The sequence below is a fragment of the Mycobacterium sp. IDUB_24 genome (assembly GCF_055419385.1).
The window spans coordinates 1-21891 of sequence record NZ_JBVAXO010000012.1; the positions used below are offsets into that span (position 1 = coordinate 1).

Here is a 21891-nt window from a genome sequence, read left to right on the forward strand (position 1 = left end):
TCTTACATGGTGCCCACGGCGGTCGTCGCATTGGATGGGTTTCCGTTGACCGTCAACGGCAAGCTCGACAAGAAAGCACTGCCCGCACCCGAGTATCACGATGTCGATGACTACCGGGCTCCGTCGACACCCGTTGAAGAGACCCTGGCCGGCATCTACGCCCAGATCCTCGGATTGGACTGCGTCGGTGTCGACGCGTCGTTCTTCGAGTTGGGCGGAGACAGCATCTTGTCGATGCAGGTGGCCTCACGCGCCCGCGCGGCAGGCCTGGTGTGCCGCCCCCGGGACATTTTCGTCCAGCAGACCGTGGCCCGCCTGGCTCAGGTGGTCGAGACGACCGGTGCGGCGGCCGGGCCGGCCGATGAGGGTCTGGGGCCGGTGGCAGCGACCCCGATCATGCACTGGCTGAAGGGTCTGGAGCGCTCCGACGGGCCGATCGACCAGCTCAACCAGACGGTGCTGCTGCAGGCGCCCACGACTGCCACCGAAGTTGATGTCGTAAACCTGTTGCAGGCATTGCTCGATCGACACGGGATGCTCCGGTTGCGTGCCGAGGACGACGGTGCCGGCGGATGGTCATTGACGGTGCCCGAGGCGGGCGCGGTCGACGCGGCCGGATGCCTGCACACCGTGGATGTGCTGTCCGATGAAGCACTGGTGGCGGCACGGGCACGGTTGAACCCGGCCACCGGGATGATGCTGAGTGCACTGTGGATGACTTCGACGCATCAGCTGGCGTTGATCGTTCACCACCTGGCCGTGGACGGCGTGTCGTGGCGAATTGTGTTGGAGGACCTCAACATCGCCTGGACCCAGCAGCTCGGCGGGCAACCGCTGTCGCTGCCGGATACCGGCACGTCATTCGGCCGATGGGCCGATCTGCTGACTCACGTTGCGGGATACTCGGGCGTCAGGGAACAGGCGCAGCTGTGGCGGCAGATTGCCGAGACCCCGGCAACGTTGCCCGCACCCCAACCGGAGGTCGATACCTATGCGACCGCCGGGCAGCTGTCGATGCTGCTGGACGCCGAGACCACTCGGATGCTGCTCGGCGAAGTGCCTGCCGCGTTTCACGCTGGGGTACACGACATCCTGTTGATTGCATTCGGTTTGGCGGTGGCTGAATTCTCGCGCGCCGGCGCCGCCCCGATCGCCATCGATGTCGAGGGGCACGGCCGCCACGAGGACATCGCCACTGACATCGACCTGTCCCGCACGGTCGGGTGGTTCACCACGAAATACCCGGTGGCCCTGAGCTTCGCTGCTGGTCTGTCCTGGGGCCAGGTGCTCGCCGGTGACGCCGCGCTCGGCGCCGCGCTCAAAGAGGCCAAAGAGCAGCTTCGGGCCCTGCCAGACGGCCTCACCTACGGCCTGCTGCGTTACCTGAACCCCGAAGTGGATCTGGCGGGACCTGACCCGGCCGTCGCGTTCAACTATCTGGGCCGCCTGGGTGCGACCGCGGACGATGCGTCCGCCGATGTCTGGCAGCTCTGCGCCGACGGCTTCACGTTGACGAGCATTGCCGGCGCGGTGCCCACCTCCCTCGGGCACACCGTGGAGCTCAACGCGGCCACCATCGACACCGACACCGGCGCGCAACTGAATGCCGATTGGACGTGGGCGCTTTCGGCGCTCGACGACGAGCTGGTCAGCCGATTGGGCCAGATGTGGTTCGAGGCCCTGGCCGGCATCTGCGAGCACGTCCGGCGCGGTGGTGGCGGACTGACTCCGTCCGACCTTGCGCCCGCCGAGCTGAGCCAGCGGCAGATCGACGAGCTGAGCCGGCAGTACCGCGTCGCGGACGTGTTGCCGCTGACTCCGTTGCAGCAAGGACTGCTCTACCACGCGAGCAGCGCACAAGGCTCAGACGACGTCTACGCGATGCAGCTCGACATCGCGTTGCGTGGGCCACTCGATCAGAATCGGCTGCGGGATGCGGTCCAGATGGTCGCCGCGCGCCATCCGCATCTGGCGGCCCGGTTCTGCGAAGAGTTCGAGCAACCGGTGCAGGTCGTTCCCGTTGATCCGGTGGTGCCGTGGCGGTCTGTAGAATTGGACGCCAACGACATTGAGATTCGGAACCAGATTCAGGAGATCTGTGCCGCCGAACGCGCCGCGGTCTGTGACCTCCGGAACGAGCCGGCTTTCCGTGGCGCGCTCATCCGTGTCGGAGACGACGAGCACCGATTCATCCTGACCGCGCATCACATCGTGCTCGACGGCTGGTCGATGCCGATCTTGTTGCGGGAGATCTTCGCAAGCCTCGCTGCGCAACGGCTGCCTGCAGCCCCGTCGTACCGCAACTTCGTCACCTGGCTCGGCGAACGGGATCGCGACGGCGCCCACGCGGCGTGGCGGGAAAGGCTGAGCGGCTTCGACACTCCCACGCTGGTCGGCCCAGCCGTCCGAGAGCGTCTGGGAGAACGAGGCATTGAGTCATTCCGGCTGTCCGAAGAGATCACCCGGGCACTCGGCGACCTGGCGCGGTCGCATCAAACCACCGCCAACGTGGTGTTGCAGGGCGCCTGGGCGCTGCTGCTCAGCTCGCTGACCGGCCAGCATGATGTCGCATTCGGCACGACGGTCTCGGGGCGTCCGGCCGAGGTCCTCGGCGCGGATTCGATGGTGGGCCTGCTGATCAACACGGTGCCGGTGCGGGCCACCTTCACGCCGGCAACCACCACCGCGGACCTGTTGGCTCAGCTGCAAGGCGCCCACAACGACACGCTCGAGCACCAACACGTGGCGCTCAGCGACATTCACCGCATCAGCGGCCAGGACAAGCTGTTCGACACCCTCCTGGTCTTCGAGAACTATCCGATCGACACCACCGCGCCGCTGGGCGTCGACGGATTGACCGTCGCCCAGTTCGATTTCCGCGAGTCGAACCACTACCCGCTGGCGGTGCAGGTGTTGCCCGGCCGCGAGATGAGCTTGCGCGTCGAATACGACACCGATGTCTTCGACCTCGGCACGGTCGAGGCGTTCGTCGAGCGGCTGACGACGGTTTTGGCGTCGATGACGGCCGATCCGCGCCGGGCTTTGTCGTCGGTCGACTTGCTCGACGAGGCTGTGCGGTCCTGCCTGGACGAGTGGAGCAACCTGTCGGCGTTGGCTGAACCGGCCACTGCGCAGTCGATTCCGTCTCTGTTCGCCGCGCAGGTCGGGCGTACACCCGACGCGGTGGCGGTCACCTTCGACGGCCGGTCGATGACCTACCGGGAACTCGATGACGCTGCCAACCGGCTTGCGCACCTGTTGTCCGATCGCGGCGCAGGCCCGGGCGAGGTTGTGGCGCTGCTGTTTTCCAGATCGGCCGACGCCATCGTGGCGATCCTGGCAGTCCTGAAAACCGGGGCAGCCTACGTCCCGGTGGACCCGTCCCTGCCGCTCGCACGCATCGAGTTCATGGTGGCCGACGCCGCGCCGATTATCGCGGTCACCACGTCCGACCGGCGGTCCCGCCTGGACGGGTGCGGCGTTCCCGTCGTCGACGTCAACGACCCGGCGGTGGCCGGCCGACCCTGCACCCCACCCTCGGGCCCGGCACCCGATGACATCGCCTACATCATCTACACCTCGGGCACGACCGGCGTCCCGAAAGGCGTTGCCATCCCGCACCGGAACGTGCCCGGACTGTTCGGCTTGTTCGACACCAACGTGTCGTCGGGGCCGGGTCAAGTGTGGACGCAGTGGCACTCGTACAGCTTCGACGTGTCGGTGTGGGAGATCTTCGGTGCACTGCTACATGGTTCGCGTCTGCTGGTGGTGCCCGAACAGGTCGCCGAATCACCCGATGCGTTCCATGAGCTGCTGGTCGCCGAACGCGTCACCGTGTTGAGCCAAACTCCTTCGGCGGCGGGCATGATCTCGCCGCAGGGTCTGGATGCAGCGGCGTTGGTGGTGGCCGGTGAGGCCTGTCCGCCTGAACTGGTAGAGCGCTGGGCCCCAGGTCGAGTGATCCTCAACGCCTACGGTCCCACCGAGGCGACGGTGTACGCGTCGATCAGCGCACCGCTGACGCCGGGGCCGGTGGTTCCCATCGGCAAGCCCGTGGCCGGGGGAGCGTTGTTCATCTTGGACGCCTGGCTGCGTCCGGTGCCGCCCGGGGTGGTCGGCGAGCTGTACATCGCCGGTCGCGGTGTGGGCGTCGGTTATTGGCGTCGCGCGGGTTTGACGTCGTCGCGGTTTGTGGCCTGCCCGTTCGGGAGCGCGGGGACCGCCCCGGGCCAAACGATGTATCGCACCGGCGATCTGGTGCGGTGGGGCGACGACGGTCAAATGCAGTACCTCGGGCGCGCCGACGAGCAGGTCAAGATTCGTGGGTACCGCATCGAACTCGGGGAAGTGCAGGCCGCTCTGGCCGCTCTCGACGGAGTGGCACAGGCGGTGGTGATCGCCCGCGAGGACGACGCCGGCCCCGTGCGCCTGGTCGGCTACATCACCGGCCCCGCCGACCCGGGCCAGATCCGCATCCAGGTCGCCGAGCGGCTCCCGAGCTACATGGTCCCGGCCGCGGTGGTGGCGATCGATGCGGTGCCGCTGACAGTCAACGGCAAGCTCGACAGACGCGCCCTTCCGGTACCGGACTACACCGGCACCGATCGCTATCGGGCACCGTCCAACCCCATCGAGGAGATCCTGGCCGACGTCTATGCCCGTGTGCTGGGCCTGGATCGGGTAGGTGTCGACGATTCGTTCTTCGATCTGGGCGGAGACTCACTATCTGCGATGCGCCTGGTCGCCGCGATCAACAGAACGCTGAAGGCCGGCATCGCGGTGCGCTCGTTGTTCGATGCGCCCACGGTTGCCCAACTGGCCTCCCACATCGGCGGGGACGAGGCCCAGTTGGAGCCGTTGGTGGCCGGTGAGCGGCCCGCGGTGGTTCCGTTGTCGTTCGCCCAGTCGCGGTTGTGGTTCCTGGATCAATTGCAGGGTCCGTCAGCGGTTTACAACATGACGGCCGCCTTCCGGCTCAGCGGCGCACTGGATGTCGAGGCGTTGCGCGCCGCACTTGCCGACGTGGTGGACCGCCACGAGAGCTTGCGGACGTTGTTCGCCGCGCCCGACGGCATTCCCCGCCAGGTGGTGGTGGCCCCCGGACAGGCCGAATTCGGCTGGGATGTGGTCGATGCCACCGATTGGACGGCGGCGCGTGTACAGGCGGCGATCGAATCCGCATCGCGGCACGCGTTCGACCTGTCCACCGAGATCCCTTTGCGGGCCCAGCTCTTCCGCCTGTCCGAGGACGAGCACGTGCTGGCCGCAGTGGTGCACCACATCGCCGCCGACGGTTGGTCGGTCACCCCTCTGGTGGCCGATCTGGGGGCGGCCTACACGAGTCGGTGCGTTGGGCAGGCACCCGGGTGGGCCGACCTGGCGGTGCAGTACGCCGATTTCACGTTGTGGCAGCGTGCCCAGTTCGGTGACCTTCAGGACGGGCACAGCCGGATCGCGGGGCAGTTGGCCTACTGGCAGAGTGTTCTGGCCGGGATGCCCGAGCGTGTCGCGCTACCCACCGATCGGCCCTACCCGTTGATGTCCGATCAGCGGGGCTCGACGATGGCGGTGGACTGGCCGGTCGAGTTGCAGCAGCAGGTGGCCCGGTTCGCGCGCGAGCACAATGCGACCAGTTTCATGGTGGTCCAAGCGGCGCTGTTGACGCTGCTGTCGAAGCTGAGCGCGAGTTCGGATGTGGCGGTGGGCTTCCCGATCGCCGGGCGCCGTGATCCGGCGTTGGACGAACTGGTCGGCTTCTTCGTCAACACCTTGGTCCTGCGGGTCGACCTCGCGGGTGATCCGACCGTCGGCGAAGTCCTGGCTCAGGTGCGCGCGCGCAGTCTGGCCGCGTTCGACCACCAGGATGTGCCGTTCGAGGTGCTCGTGGAACGGCTCAACCCGACTCGGTCCCTGGCCCACCACCCGTTGATCCAGGTGGCGCTCGCGTGGCAGAACATCGCCGGGCACGACATCAACGATTCCGCCGCCGGGATGGGGTTGGGCGATCTACAGGTTGCCCAGCTGCCGGTGGACACCCACACCGCACGAATGGATTTGAATTTCTCGCTCGCTGACCGCCGGACCGAGGCCGGCGAACCGGCCGGCATCGGCGGGACGGTGGAATTCCGCACCGACGTGTTCGACACCGACACCATCGCAACACTGGTCGCCCGCCTGCAGCGGGTCCTCACCGCGATGACTGCCGACCCGGCGGCGCGGCTGTCGTCGGTGGACCTGCTCGCTACCGATGACCATGCGCACCTGGCGGCGATCGGCAATCAGGCCACGCTGAACCGTCAGGCACCCAGGGCCGTGTCGGTTCCGGCGTTGTTCGCCGAACACGTGACGCGTATGCCCGCGGCCGTGGCGGTCACCTGTGGTGAGCGTTCGTGGACCTACCGGGAACTCGATGAGTCCGCGAACCTGTTGGCGCACTCGCTGATCGGTCAGGGTGCCGCGCCCGGCCAGTGTGTCGCGCTGCTGTTCAACCGATCGGCCGAGGCGATCGTGTCGATCCTCGCAATCCTCAAAACCGGTGCGGCGTATCTGCCGATCGATCCGTCGGTGCCCGATACGCGGCTGGATTTCGTGCTGGACGACGCCAGGCCGGTGGCCGCCGTCACCACTGCCGATCTGATCGACCGGCTGCAGGGGCGCGGCATCGCCGTCATCGACGCCGGCGCGACCGACGAACCCGCGACGGGCCATCAGTCGGGCAGTGCACTGCCGACGCCGGACGCAGACGACATCGCCTACTTGATCTACACCTCAGGCACCACCGGGGTGCCCAAGGGTGTTGCCGTCACTCACCACAACGTGACGCAACTACTCGAGACACTCGATGCCGGGCTGCCACACCCCGGCGTATGGCCGCAGTGCCATTCGCTGGCCTTCGACGTCTCGGTATGGGAGATCTTCGGCGCCCTGCTTCGGGGTGGGCGGGTGCTGGTGGTACCCGAGGAGATCACGGTCTGGCCGGAAGACTTCCACGCCTTGCTCGTCCGCGAACACGTCGACGTGCTCACCCAGACACCCTCGGCGGTACGGGTGTTGCCGACCGAGGGCTTGGAGTCGGCGGCGCTGGTCGTGGTCGGTGAAGCCTGCCCACCCGAGGTGGTGCAGCAGTGGGCTCCCGGGCGGGTGATGATCAACGCCTACGGTCCCACTGAGACGACAATGTGCGTGGCGATCAGTGCGCCTCTCGAACCTGGCCGCGGAGTGCCGATCGGCTCGCCGGTTCCCGGAGCCGCGCTGTTCGTCCTCGACCAGTCGTTGCGTCCGGTGCCGGCCGGTGTCGTCGGTGAGCTGTACGTGGCAGGCGCGGGCCTTGGATACGGCTATGTCGGCCGCACCGGGTTGACCGCCTCGCGGTTTGTCGCCTGTCCGTTCGGCGGTTCCGGAGCCCGCATGTACCGCACCGGAGACCTGGTGTGCTGGCGGCCCGATGGTCAGCTGGAATACCTGGGCCGCGCTGACGAGCAGGTCAAGATCCGTGGCTACCGCATCGAACTCGGTGAGGTTCAGGCCGCTTTGGCCGGGCTCGACGGTGTCGAGCAGGCGGTCGTGATCGCCCGTGAGGACCGTCCCGGCGACAAGAGGCTGGTCGGCTACCTCACCGGCACCGCGGATCCCGCCGGGATCCGGGCCCAGATGGCCGAGCGACTTCCGGCCTACATGGTGCCCGCCGCGGTGGTGGCGCTGGATGCACTGCCGTTGACGGTGAACGGAAAACTCGACACCCGAGCACTTCCCGCACCCGATTACCGCCAAAGCTCCAGGGATGGGGAGCGTTACCGGGCCCCGGCAGACATGGTCGAAGAGGTTCTGGCCGGCATCTACGCCCAGGTTCTCGGTCTGGAGCGGGTCGGAGTCGACGACTCGTTCTTCGACCTCGGCGGCGACAGCATCCTGTCGATGCAGGTGGTCGCCCGGGCCCGCGCCGCCGGCCTGGTGTGCCGCCCGCGTGATGTCTTCGTCGAGCAGACGGTGGCCAGGCTGGCTCAGGTAACCAGAGCGGCCGCCGGATCACACGGCCCGCTCGACGAAGGCGTCGGACCGGTACTGGCCACCCCGATCGTTCGGTGGCTGCAGGATGTCGAAGGCCCGGTCGACCAGTTCAACCAGACGTTGCTGGTGCAGGCTCCCGGTGGTGTGGCCGAAGCCGACGTCGTAACCCTGTTGCAGGCCTTGCTGGATCGGCACGCCATGTTGCGGCTGCGCGCCGCAGAAGAGGGTGCCGACGAGTGGTCGTTCACAGCAGCCGAACCGGGTTCGGTCGTCGCAGGTGAGTGCGTGCAATCGGTGGAGACACTGACCGACGACGCACTCGTGGCGGCACGGGCGCGCTTGAACCCGACCGCCGGGGTGATGCTGAGCGCGCTGTGGGTGTCCTCGACGACCCAGCTGGTACTGGTGGCTCACCACCTGGTGGTCGACGGGGTGTCGTGGCGAATCATCCTGGAAGACCTCAACTTCGCCTGGGCACAGCATCGCAACGGACAGGCGGTCGTGCTGCCGCCCGCCGGCACGTCATTCGCACGGTGGGCCGAACTGCTGAACTCTTACGCGAGCCACCCGGACGTTGTGGCCCAGGCGCAGCAGTGGCGGCGCATCGCGGCAGCACCCGCGGCGTTGCCCGCGATGCGCGCCGAAGTGGACACCTACGAAACCGCCGGCCAGTTGCCGGTGTCGCTGGACGGCGAGACCACCCGCATGTTGCTCGGCGCGGTACCGACGGCGTTCCACGCCGGGGTACACGACATTCTGTTGATTGCGTTCGGGCTTGCGCTGGCTGAATTCGCCGGCGCCGGTGGCGGTCCGATTGCCATCGACGTCGAGGGTCACGGGCGGCACGAGGACATCGCCGCTGACATCGACCTGTCCCGCACGGTCGGGTGGTTCACCACGAAATACCCGGTGGCCCTGAACTTCGCCGGTGGTCTGTCGTGGGCCCAGGTGGTCTCCGGAGACACGGCGTTGGGCGTTGCGGTCAAGAACGCCAAGGAGCAGCTTCGGGCTCTGCCGGATCCACTGACCTACGGACTTCTGCGCTACCTGAATCCCGACGTCGATCTCGAGACGGCTGACCCGACAGCCGGATTCAACTATCTGGGTCGCCTCGGTGGGGGATCCGCCGAGGCGACCGATGGGCTGTGGAAGATATCGGCCGAAGGCCTGTCGGCGACCGGTGTGACTGCGGCGATACCGATGCCGTTGACCCACGCCGTGGCCCTCAACGCCGGCACCGTCGACACCGATACCGGCCCGCATCTGCAAGCCAACTGGACCTGGGCGCTCTCGGCCCTCGACGAAGCCCAAGTCGGCCGCCTCAGCCAACTGTGGCTGGACGCGCTGACCGGCATCTGCGAGCACGTGCGAAATGGCGGAGGCGGTTTGACGCCATCGGACATCGCACCTGCCCGGCTCGGCCAGCGCGAGATCGACGAGTTGGCCCGGCAGTACCGGATCGCGGACATCTTGCCGCTGACCGCGCTGCAGCAGGGGCTTGTCTTTCACAGCAGCACCGCAGAGGGACCCGACGACGATCTGTATGTCGTACAACTGGACATCACCGTCGCCGGCGCGCTCAATGAGCACCGGCTGCGCGATGCGGTACAGGCAGTGGCCAACCGCCATCCACACCTTGCGGCCCGGTTCTGCGAGCAGTTCGACGAGCCGGTGCAGATCATTCCGGCCGATCCCAGTGCGGGTTGGCGGTATGTCGAATTGGGCGCGGCGGCAACCGAGGAGCAGATTCAACAGGTCTGCGCCGAGGAACGTGCCGCGGTCTGCGACCTTGCCCACCCGCCGGCCTTCCGGGTGGCGGTGATCCGCACCGGACTCAACCGCCACCGGGTCGTGCTGACCAATCACCACATCGTGCTCGACGGGTGGTCGCTGCCAATCCTGTTGCAGGAGATCTTCGCCGGCTACCAGGGACTTCGGCTGCCGGCCGCCACGCCGTTCCGCAGTTTCATCGAGTGGCTGGCCGATCGCGATGTCGCCGCCGCGCACGCGGCTTGGCGCGAGGTGCTGGCCGGCTTCGACACCCCCACCTTGGTCGGCCCGTCGCAGAAGTCCGGGCTGGGACGCCGTGGCGTGCGGGCGCATCGGCTGTCCGAACAGACCACGCGGGCGCTCACTGACCTGGCACGCTCACACCACACCACCGTCAACATCGTGCTGCAGGGCGCGTGGGCGTTGCTGTTGAACTCCCTGACCGGTCAGCGTGACATCGCCTTCGGCACGGTTGTCTCGGGGCGACCGGCCGAGGTGGCCGGCGCGGAATCGATGGTTGGCCTGCTGATCAACACGGTGCCGGTACGGGCGGACATCACCGCGGCGACCACCACCACCGACCTTCTCGACCATCTGCAAACAGCGCAGACCAGAACGCTTGAGCACCAATATCTCTCGCTCAGCGAGATCCATCGCATCACCGACCACGATCGATTGTTCGACACGCTGTTCGTGTTCGAGAACTACCCGGTGGACACCAGCGCCCTGTCCGGCGTGGACGACGGGCTGGAGATCACCGAATTCACCAGTCACGAATCCACCGACTACCCGCTGACGATGCAGGCCATACCCGGCGACGAACTCCGGCTGCGTCTCGAGTACGACACCGATGTTTTCGACCCGGCCGACATCGAAACTCTCACCAAGCGGATAGAAGCGGTCCTGGAGGCGATGACCGCTGCTCCAGGACGCCAATTGTCGGCGCTGGACCTGCTCGACGAGGTCGAGGGGGCGTGCCTGGCACGGTGGGGCAATCGGGCAGTGCTGTCCAACCTGGCGCAGCCTGCCTCGATACCCGAGTTGTTCGCAGCGCAGGTCGCACGTGCGCCGGAGACGGTGGCGCTGGTCTGCGGGGACCAATCCATGACCTACCGCGAACTCGACGAGGCCGCGAATCGGTTGGCACACCTGCTCGTCAGCCAGGGGGTGGGCCCCGGCGAACGGGTGGCGTTGATGTTCCCCCGGTCGGCCGAGGCGATCGTGTCGATCTTGGCTGTGCTCAAGGCCGGCGCCGCCTATCTGCCGATTGATCCGGCGTTGCCGGCGGCCCGGGTCGAGTTCATGCTGACCGACGCCGCTCCTATCGCCGCGGTCACCACCACGGCACTGATCCACCGGTTCGACGGACTGATGGTCTTCGACGGCAGCAATATCGGCGACCCCGCCATAACGGCCCAGCCCAGCACGGCTTTGACGCCGCCGGCTCCGGACGACATGGCCCACATCATCTACACCTCGGGCACCACCGGGCAGCCCAAGGGAGTCGCGGTCACCCAGCGCAACGTGGCGCAGTTGTTCGACTCGCTGCAGATCGGCGTGCCGCTGGAGCCGGGACAGGTGTGGACGCAGTTCCACTCGTATGCGTTCGACTTCTCGGTGTGGGAGATCTGGGGTGCCCTGCTGCACGGCGGGCGACTGGTGGTCGTGCCCGATTCGGTGACCCGCTCACCGGAGGACTTCCACGCCCTGCTGATGCGTGAACAGGTCACGGTGCTGACGCAGACCCCGTCGGCGGTTAGTGTGCTGCCGGTACAAGGCCTGGAACGCACAGCGTTGGTGATCGGGGCCGAACCCTGTCCGCCGGCATTGGTGGATCGCTGGGCACCGGGACGCGTGATGGTCAACGTCTACGGTCCGACCGAGACCACGATGTGGTTGTGTGCCAGTACGCCTTTGGCGGCCGGTTCGGGGGCACCGCCGATCGGCTCGCCCACGGCGTGGGCGGCGTTCTTCGTACTGGACGAGTGGCTGCGCCCGGTGCCGGCAGGTGTGGTCGGCGAGTTGTACCTATCGGGTGCCGGTGTCGGCGTGGGGTATTGGCGTCGCACGGGATTGACCGCGTCGCGGTTCATGGCGTGTCCGTTCGGAGAGCCCGGGTCGCGCATGTACCGCACCGGCGATCTGGTGCGCTGGCGCGCCGACGGACAGTTGGACTACCTCGGCCGCGCCGACGAACAGGTCAAGATCCGCGGGTACCGCATCGAACTCGGCGAAATCCAGTCTGCGCTGGCCGCACTCGGGGGAGTGGACCAGGCGGCGGTGATCGCCCGCGAGGACACGCCGGGCGACAAGCGACTGGTTGGCTACATCACCGGGACCGCCGATCCGATCGAAGCGCGTGCCGCGCTGGCCGAACGGCTGCCCGGCTACATGGTTCCTGCCTCGGTGGTCGCCTTGGCCGCGCTGCCGGTGACGGTGAACGGCAAACTCGATACCCGTGCGCTGCCGGCACCGGACTTCCAGGTCGCCGGTCATTACCGCGCACCGGCCGGTCCTGATCAGGAGATCCTGGCCGGAATCTTCGCGCGCGTGCTCGGTGTGGAGCGGGTGGGCGCCGACGACTCGTTCTTCGATCTGGGCGGTGATTCCGTCTCGACGATGCGCCTGGTCTCGGCGATCAATGCCGGCCTGGGCACCGAGCTTTCGGTCCGAACGGTGTTCGAAGCGCCCACGGTCGCTGAACTGGCGGCGTGCGTCAGTGAACGCGCAGGGGGGCTGCAGCCGCTGGTGGCCGGTGACCGCCCGGCGGTGATCCCACTGTCGTTCGCCCAGAACCGGTTGTGGTTCGTGGACCAGTTGCAGGGGCCGTCCCCGGTGTACAACATGCCGGTCGGTCTGCAACTGCACGGGCGCCTGGACGCCGACGCGTTGGGTGCGGCGCTCGCCGATGTGGTAGCTCGCCACGAGAGCCTGCGCACGGTGTTCGATGCACCGGATGGAACACCTCAGCAGGTTGTGACTTCCGCCGACACCGTCGACTTCGGTTGGGACGTTGTCGATGCGGGTGACTGGCCGGCGGGCGCCCTGGAAGAGGCCATCGGCGCCACGGTCCGGTACAGCTTCGACCTCGCTACCGAAATCCCCTTCCGGGCAAAGCTGTTCCGCGTCGCCGAGGACCAGCACGTATTCGTGGCGGTGGTGCACCACATCGCCGCAGACGGCTGGTCGCTCACCCCGCTGGTGCGCGATTTGAGCGTGGCATACGCCTGCCGGAGCACAGGACAGGCACCCGATTGGGAGCCCCTGGCGGTGCAGTACGTCGACTACACGTTGTGGCAGCGCGCGCAGCTCGGTGATCTCGAGGACACCGCCAGTCCGATCGCCGCACAATTGGCCTACTGGGAAGAGGCGCTGGCGGGCCTCCCCGAACACCTGACGCTTCCGACCGACCGTCCGTACCCGCCGGTTGCCGACCAGCGCGGATCCACGCTGGCGGTGGACTGGCCTGTCGAGTTGCAGCAGCGAGTGAACGAGGTGGCCGGCGAGCACAGCGCGACCAACTTCATGGTGATGCAGGCCGCCCTCGCCGTATTGTTGTCCAAGCTGGGCGCGAGCTCCGATGTGGCCGTTGGCTTCCCGATCGCCGGGCGCGGCAACGCAGCTCTTGATGAGCTGGTGGGCTTCTTCGTCAACAACCTGGTGCTACGGGTAGATCTGGACGGGGATCCCACGGTGGCGGAGTTGCTGGCCCAGGTGCGGACACGCACCCTGGCCGCCTTCGAGAACCAGGACGTGCCGTTCGAAGTTCTGGTGGAGCGGCTCAATCCGACCCGGAGCCTGACCCACCATCCCGTGGTGCAGGTGGCGCTGGCCTGGCAGAACCTTCCCTGGCAGGACACCGGTCCGGCGGATGGGCTGAGCCTGGGCGATCTGCAGGTGACGCCGCTTCCGGTGGACACCCAGACCTCGCGCATGGACCTGACATTCTCCCTCGGAGAACGCTGGACCTCCGACGGTGAGCCCGCGGGGATCGGCGGGGCGGTGGAATTCCGCACCGATGTGTTCGACGCGGCCAGCATCGAGGCACTCGTCGCCCGGTGGCAGCGCGTGCTGGCGGCGATGACCGCCGACCCGACCCAGCGGCTCTCGTCGCTCGACCTGCTCGATGCGACCGAGCACACCCGGCTCGACGGCTGGGGCAACCGGGCGGTGTTGACCACGCCAGAGCCGGACCGGGCAGCCGTGTCTGTCCCCGCGCTGTTCGCCCGACAGCTTGTCCGCGCGCCCGAGGCGGTGGCGATCACCGTCGACGGCCGCAGCATGACCTATCTGGAACTCGACGTGGCCGCAAACCGGTTGGCCCACAAGCTGACCGCCCACGGTGTCGGCCCGGGGGCGTGCGTCGCGTTGCTGGCGGAGCGCTCATCCGAAGCGGTTGCGGCCATGCTCGCAGTGCTCAAGACCGGGGCGGCATATCTGCCGATCGACCCGGTACTGCCCGATGCGCGGATCGAATTCATGCTCGCCGACGCCGCGCCGGCCGCCGTGATCATCACCGCCGGTCTGGCCGACCGGCTGGCCGGGTGCGACCTGCCGGTGATCGATGTCAATGACGCCGATGCCGCGCGTCCGGACGTCGACCGGGTCGCGGACACGCGCCGTGCGGAGCCGGGACCGGACGATGTCGCGTACCTCATCTACACCTCCGGCACCACCGGTGTTCCCAAGGGCGTGGCGATCACGCACCGCAATGTGACCGAATTGCTGGGGACGCCGGGCACATTCCTCGCCGGACAGACGTGGACGCAGTGGCATTCTTATGCTTTCGACGCTTCGGTGGAGGAGATCTGGGGGGCGCTGCTGCACGGCGGGCGGTTGGTGGTGGTGCCCGAATCGGTGGCTCGGTCACCCGAGGACCTGCAGGCCCTGCTCGTTGCCGAGAAGGTCGACGTGTTGAGCCAGACTCCATCGGCGGTGGCGATGCTGTCACCCGAGCGCTTGGGCGGGGTGGCGTTGTTGGTGGCCGGCGAGGCATGCCCGGCCGACGTGGTGGACCGTTGGGCACCCGGTCGGGTGATGGTCAACGCCTACGGCCCGACCGAGACCACGATATGTGCCTCCAGGACAGCACCTTTGACAGCTGGGTCGGGGGCGCCGTCGATCGGTGCGCCGGTAGCGGGTGCGGCACTGTTCGTGCTGGACGGCTCGCTGCGGCGGGTGCCCCCCGGCGTGGTCGGCGAGCTGTACGTGGCCGGCCGCGGCGTGGGTCTGGGATATGTGGGCCGGGCGGACCTGACCGGCTCGCGTTTTGTCGCCTGTCCGTTCGGTGGTTCCGGAGCACGCATGTATCGCACCGGCGACCTGGTGTTCTGGGACGCCGAAGGTCAGTTGCGATACGTGGGACGCGCCGATCAGCAAGTCAAGATCCGCGGGTATCGCATCGAGCTCGGCGAGGTTCAGGCCGTGCTGGTCGGGCTGGATGGTGTCGAGCAGGCGGCGGTGATCGCTCGGACGGACCGGCCAGACTCCTTGCGGCTGGTGGGCTACGTGACCGGAACAGCGGAGCCGGCCAAGCTGCGCGCCCAGCTGGCCGAGCAGTTGCCGGCCTACATGGTTCCGGCTGCCGTCGTGCAATTGGCGGCGTTGCCGTTGACCCCCAACGGAAAGCTGAACACCCGTGCTCTCCCGGCACCGGAGTATCAGGACATCGACCACTACCGCGCCCCGGCGACCCCCACCGAGGAGATCCTGGCCGAGATCTACGCCCGCGTGCTCGGCGTGGAGCGGGTCGGGGTCGACGACTCGTTCTTCGATCTCGGCGGAGACTCGTTGTCCGCGATGCGTCTGGTCGCCGCGATCAACGCCGCCCTGGACACCGGTCTTGCGGTGCGGGTGCTGTTCGAGGCACCCACAGTGGCACAACTGGCGCCCCGCATCGGCGGAGAATCGACTCGACTGGATCCGCTGACGGCCGGCGAGCGGCCCGCGGTGATTCCGTTGTCCTTCGCGCAGTCCCGGCTGTGGTTCCTGGACCAATTACAGGGCCCGTCACCGGTTTACAACATGGCCACTGCGCTGCGTATCAGTGGAGTGCTGGATGTCGACGCGTTGGGCGTGGCACTGGCCGACGTGGTGGCCCGCCACGAAAGCCTGCGTACCGTCTTCCCGGCGGTCGAGGGAATTCCGCGGCAGTCGGTGATAGCGGTCGAGGACGCGCAGTTCGGTTGGGACGTGATCGATGCGACCGGTTGGACAGCGGAGCGGTTGCAGGCGGCAATCGGCGAAGCGGCCCGACACACGTTCGACCTCTCGACCGAAATTCCGTTGCGGGCCAGGCTGTTCCGCCTTGCCGACGACGAACACGTGCTGGCGGCAGTGGTGCACCACATCGCTGCCGACGGCTGGTCGGTCACTCCGCTGGTGGCCGATCTCGGGGTGGCCTACGCCGGCCGAAGCGCCGGCCAAGCCCCGGCCTGGGAAAGTCTGGCCGTCCAATACGTCGATTACACGCTGTGGCAACGCGCACAGTTCGGCGCCTTCGACGACAGCCAGAGCCGGATCGCTTCGCAACTGGCCTATTGGCAGGTTGCGCTGGCCGGGATGCCCGAACGCGTGGCGTTGCCCACCGATCGGCCCTACCCGCCGGCAGCCGACCAGCGCGGCGCCACGATCGCCCTGGACTGGTCGGCCGAACTGCAACAGCAGATCGCCCGAGTGGCTCGCGAGCACAATGCCACCAGCTTCATGGTGCTGCAGGCCGCGCTCGGAGCTCTGCTTTCTAAACTCAGCGGAAGTTCCGACGTGGCAGTGGGTTTCCCGATCGCCGGACGCCGAGACCCCGCGCTGGATGAGCTGATCGGCTTCTTCGTGAACACCCTGGTGCTGCGAGTCGATCTGGCCGGCGACCTCACGGTGGCGGAGTTGCTCGCCCAGGTGCGGGCCCGCAGCCTGGCCGCCTACGAGCATCAGGACGTGCCGTTCGAAGTGCTCGTCGACCGGCTCAATCCGACGCGCTCCCTGACCCATCACCCGTTGGTTCAGGTGGCACTGGGGTGGCAGAACGTGCCCGGGCAGGTTGGCAACGCGTCCGGTTCCGGGCTTGCGCTGGGTGATCTGGAGGTCAGCCAGATGCCGGCGGACACCCACACCGCGCGGATGGATGTGAGCTTCTCGCTGGCTGAACGTCGAACTCCGGCCGGCGGGCCCGCCGGTATCGGCGGGACGGTCGAGTTCCGCACCGATGTGTTCGACGCGTCGACCATCGAAACGCTGATCGACCGGTTCGAGCAGGTGTTGGTCGCGATGACCACCGATCCCAATCGGAGCCTGTCCTCGATCGACCTGCTCGATGCCGCCGAACATGCCCGGCTCGACGTGATCGGCAACCGGGCCGCGTTGGCCGGGGCAGCACGCACACCGGTGTCGGTACCTGCCTTGTTCGCCACCCAGGTCGCCCGGGCTCCGGAGGCCGTCGCGGTGACCTCGGACGGCCGGCCACTGACGTACCGCGGGCTCGATGAGGCCGCAAACCGTTTGGCCCACCTGATGATCGGGTACGGTGCCGGTCCCGGGACCTGCGTGGCCCTGCTACTGGACCGCTCGGCGGACGCGATCGTCGCGATGCTGGCGGCACTGAAGACCGGAGCGGCGTATCTGGCGATCGATCCCGCGCTGCCCGCAGCCCGGGTCGAGTTCATGCTGGCCGATGCCGCACCGGTCGTCGCGGTCACCATCGACGGTCTGGCTGACCGGCTCGCCGGTCATCGCCTGCAGGTCATCGACCTTCACGATCCTGCGGTGGCCGACCAGCCGGCCACGCCGCTTCCCAATCCGGCGCCCGACGACATCGCGTACCTGATCTACACCTCGGGCACCACCGGTCTGCCCAAGGGCGTGGCCGTCACCCATGACAACCTGACGCATCTGGCCCGATCCACGCCGGAGGAACTTCCGGCGAACCAGGTTTGGACGCAGTGTCATTCGTATGCCTTCGACTTCTCAGTATGGGAAATCTGGGCCGCGTTGCTGGGTGGGGCGCGCCTGGTAGTGGTACCCGAGTCGGTCGTGAGCTCGCCCGACGATTTCCATGCCCTCCTGCTCCGCGAGCAGGTCAACGTGCTCACCCAGACGCCGTCAGCCGCCGGGGCGTTGTCTCCGCAGGGGCTCGAGTCGGTCGCGTTGCTGCTCGGAGGTGAGGCCTGCCCCGGAGAGGTGGTTGATCGCTGGGCACCCGGGCGGGTGGTCATCAACGCCTACGGACCCACCGAGATCACCGTGTACGCGTCGATGAGCGCGCCTCTGAAAGCCGGATCGGGCGCCGCTCCCATCGGAGCGCCGGTCGCCACGTCGGCGCTGTTCGTACTGGACGAGTGGCTACGCCCGGTGCCGCCCGGAGTGGTCGGTGAACTCTATGTGGCCGGCGACGGAGTGGCGTGCGGTTATCTCGGCCGGTCAGGTTTGACCGCAGCCCGTTTCGTGGCCTGCCCATTCGGCGAGCCGGGGGAGCCCGCGACCCGCATGTATCGCACCGGGGATCTCGTGAGCTGGCGTGCCGATGGACAGCTGCAGTACCTCGGTCGGGCCGATGACCAGGTCAAGATCCGCGGCTACCGCATCGAACTCGGCGAAGTTCAGGCTGCACTGGGTGGGCTGGACGGCGTGGGGCAGGCCGTGGTGATCGCCCGCGAGGACCATCCGGGTGTCAAGCGTCTGGTCGGCTATGTCACCGAAGTGACACCCGGGTCGGTGGATCCGGCCGTGGCGCGAAATGCGTTGGCCGACAGACTGCCTCCCTACATGGTCCCGGCCGCGCTCGTGGTGCTGGAGGCATTGCCGTTGACGGTCAACGGCAAACTCGACACCCGTGCCTTGCCGGCGCCGGAATACCAGGACGCCGATCAGTACCGCGCACCCGCGACCCCTGTCGAGGAGATCCTGGCCGGTATCTACGCCCAGGTTCTCGGACTGGAGCGGGTCGGGGTCGACGACTCGTTCTTCGACCTAGGCGGCGACAGCATCCTGTCCATGCAGGTGGTGGCCCAGGCGCGCGCGTGCGGCGTGATGTGCCGTCCGCGTGACATTTTCGTCGAACAGACTGTGGCCCGGCTGGCGCAAGTGGTCGGAGTGACCAGCGGCGACGACGGCCCGGTTGACGAGGGTCTCGGTCCGGTGGCGGCGACCCCGATCATGCGTTGGCTGGAACAGGTGAACCGCGCCGGCGGCGCGACCGACCAGTTCAACCAGACAGTGGTGATCCAAGCCCCGCCGGGAGCCACCGATTCCGACGCCGAGTTGGTCTTGAGCGCCCTGCTGGACCGGCACGCCATGCTGCGCCTGCGTGCAGAGGACGACGACGCCGGCAACTGGTCACTCCTGGTACCCGAGAAGGGTGTGGCGCGAGCACATCTGAAATCGGTCGACGTGCTGTCGGATGAGGCGTTGGCGGCAGCCCGGTCCCAGCTGAACCCGGCGGTCGGGGACATGGTGAGTGCCCTGTGGGTGGCATCTACCCGACAGCTCGTGTTGACCATTCATCACCTGGCCGTCGACGCGGTGTCATGGCGGATTCTGCTGGAAGACCTCAACATCGCCTGGGCCCAGCATTGTCAAGGGCAGCCGGTGGCGTTGCCGACGACGGGGACCTCCTTCGGACAGTGGGCCGCACTGCTCGGTGAGCACGCACGCTCCGCCGCGGTGGAGGATCAGGCCGACGGCTGGCAACGAGCGTTGGCGACTCCATCCGTCCTGCCGGCCGTGCAGCCCGGCTTGGACACGTATGCCACGGCCGGCCACCTCACCGCGTCACTGGATGTCGAGACCACCCGGGCATTGCTCGGCGAGGTCCCGGCAGCGTTCCACGCTGGGGTGCAAGACATTTTGCTCATCGCCTACGGTCTGGCGTTGACACAGTTCCTTGGAGTCACCTTGCCGGTGGCCATCGATGTCGAGGGCCACGGCCGTCAAGAGGAATTGGCAGAACTGGGTGGCAGCGTCGACCGAAACATCGACCTGTCCCGCACCGTGGGCTGGTTCACCACCAAGTACCCGGTGGTGCTGAACGTCGCAGGAGAAGTCGGACGTCGTCAGGCCGGGCTGAGCTGGTCTGAAGTGGTGGCCGGCGGTCCGCTACTCGGCCGCGTGATCAAAGACGCCAAGGAACAACTGCGTGTCCTACCCGACGGAATGACCTACGGACTGTTGCGATATCTCAATCCCGACGTCGATCTGTCGGGACCCGACCCGACCATCGGATTCAACTACCTCGGCAGGCTGGGCGCATCCGGCGCGGCGCAACAGGCGGACATGACCGGCCTGTGGCAGGTCAGCGTCGAAGGGGCAGCGGTCGGCGCGACCGCGGCGGCCATTCCGATGCCACTCGGACACACCGTGGAGGTCAACGCCAGTACGGCCGAAACTGAAGCCGGTCCAAGTCTTTACGCGTCGTGGACCTGGGCTCCCTCGGCTCTGGACGAGACGCAGGTCGGCCGACTGAACCAGCTGTGGTTCGAAGCTCTCGCCGGTATCTGCGCACACGTCCGCGGTGGCGGTGGCGGTCTGACTCCGTCTGACATCGTCCCGGCCGATCTCACTCAGCCGCAGATCGACGAGCTCAGCCAGGACCACCAGCTTGCCGACGTGCTGCCCTTGACACCGCTGCAGCAGGGACTCCTGTTCCAGGCCAACGCAACCCACGGCAATGGCGACGATGTCTACGCCATGCAGCTCGACATCACGGTCACCGGCCCGCTGGATCCGTACCGGCTCGGTGAGGCGGTACGCGCGGTGGTCGGTCGCCACCCGAACCTGGCGGCTCGGTTCGACAAACGCTTCGGCGAACCGGTGCAGGTCATCCCGGCCGATCCCAACGTGCCCTGGCAGTACCTCGAAATGGCCACGGACACAGACGTGCAGCGGTTGTGTGCGGATGAACGCGCCGCAGTCTGCGATCTGGCGCACCAATCGGCGTTCCGTGCGGCACTGATCCGTACCGCCGACAGCGAGCACCGATTCGTCATGACCTATCACCACATCGTGCTCGACGGGTGGTCACTGCCGATCCTGCTGCAAGAGATATTTGCCGGCTACTACGGACAGCGCCTGCCGGCGCCCGCCTCCTATCGCAGATTTGTGACGTGGATGGCCGAGCGGGACGTCGAGGCTGCCCACGCCGCGTGGCGTGACGTGCTGGCGGGTTTCGCCACGCCGACACTGGTTGCCCCGAACCGGACCCGGCCGGGGCGACGGGCCACCGAGACGTTCCGGTTGCCCGCCGACACCACCCAGGCCGTCAATGAGCTCGCCCGCGCGCAACACACCACCGCCAACACTGTGCTGCAAGCAGCCTGGGCGCAGGTGCTGATGTGGCTCACCGGCCAGCAGGATGTCGCGTTCGGCGTGGCGGTCTCGGGCCGATCGGCAGAAGTGGCAGGTGCGGATTCGATGGTCGGTCTGCTCATCAACACCGTGCCGGTTCGGGCCACCATCACGGCGGACACCACCATCGCCGGCCTGCTCGAAGAACTGCAACGCCGCCACGGTGACACCCTCGACCATCAGCATCTGGCGCTCAGCGAGATCCACCGCGCCGTCGGTCACGAGCAGTTGTTCGACACCCTGTTCGTCTACCAGAACTATCCGGTGGAGACCGTCGCGGCATCGATGGCCGATGGCCTGGCCATCACGGAGGTCAATGGCCGCGAATACAACCACTATCCGCTGACCCTGCAAGCCATGCCTGGGACGGAACTGGTTCTCCGTGTCGAATTCGACACGGACGTGTTCACCGCCAAACGCGTGAACAAAGTCGTCGGGCGTTTCCAGCGGGTGCTGGAGGCCATGACCGGAGAGGCACAACAATCGTGACTGCCGACGCCAACCGGCGATTGTTGTCGATGGATCTGGACGATGACGATGAGCTCGAGGAGCTGGACGAGTGGGGTAACCGGGCGGCACTAGCTGCACCGGTTGGGGTGTCACCCTCAATTCCGGAGTTGTTCGCCGCGCAGGTGGCTCGTGATCCTGGTGCGGTGGCCGCTTCCTTCGACGGCAGCCACCTCACCTACGGTGAGCTTGATCAGGCTGCGAATCGGTTGGCGCACTTGCTTGTCGAGCTGGGTGTCGGTCCGGGTCGGCGGGTGGCGGTGCTTTTTCCGC

Annotated in this window: 1 pseudogene; it reads left to right on the forward strand. The window is 67.3% G+C overall.

The annotated features are described in order from the left end of the window. Nucleotides 1-21891, forward strand: a pseudogene (locus ACZYZF_RS29410) (non-ribosomal peptide synthase/polyketide synthase); the annotation flags it as partial.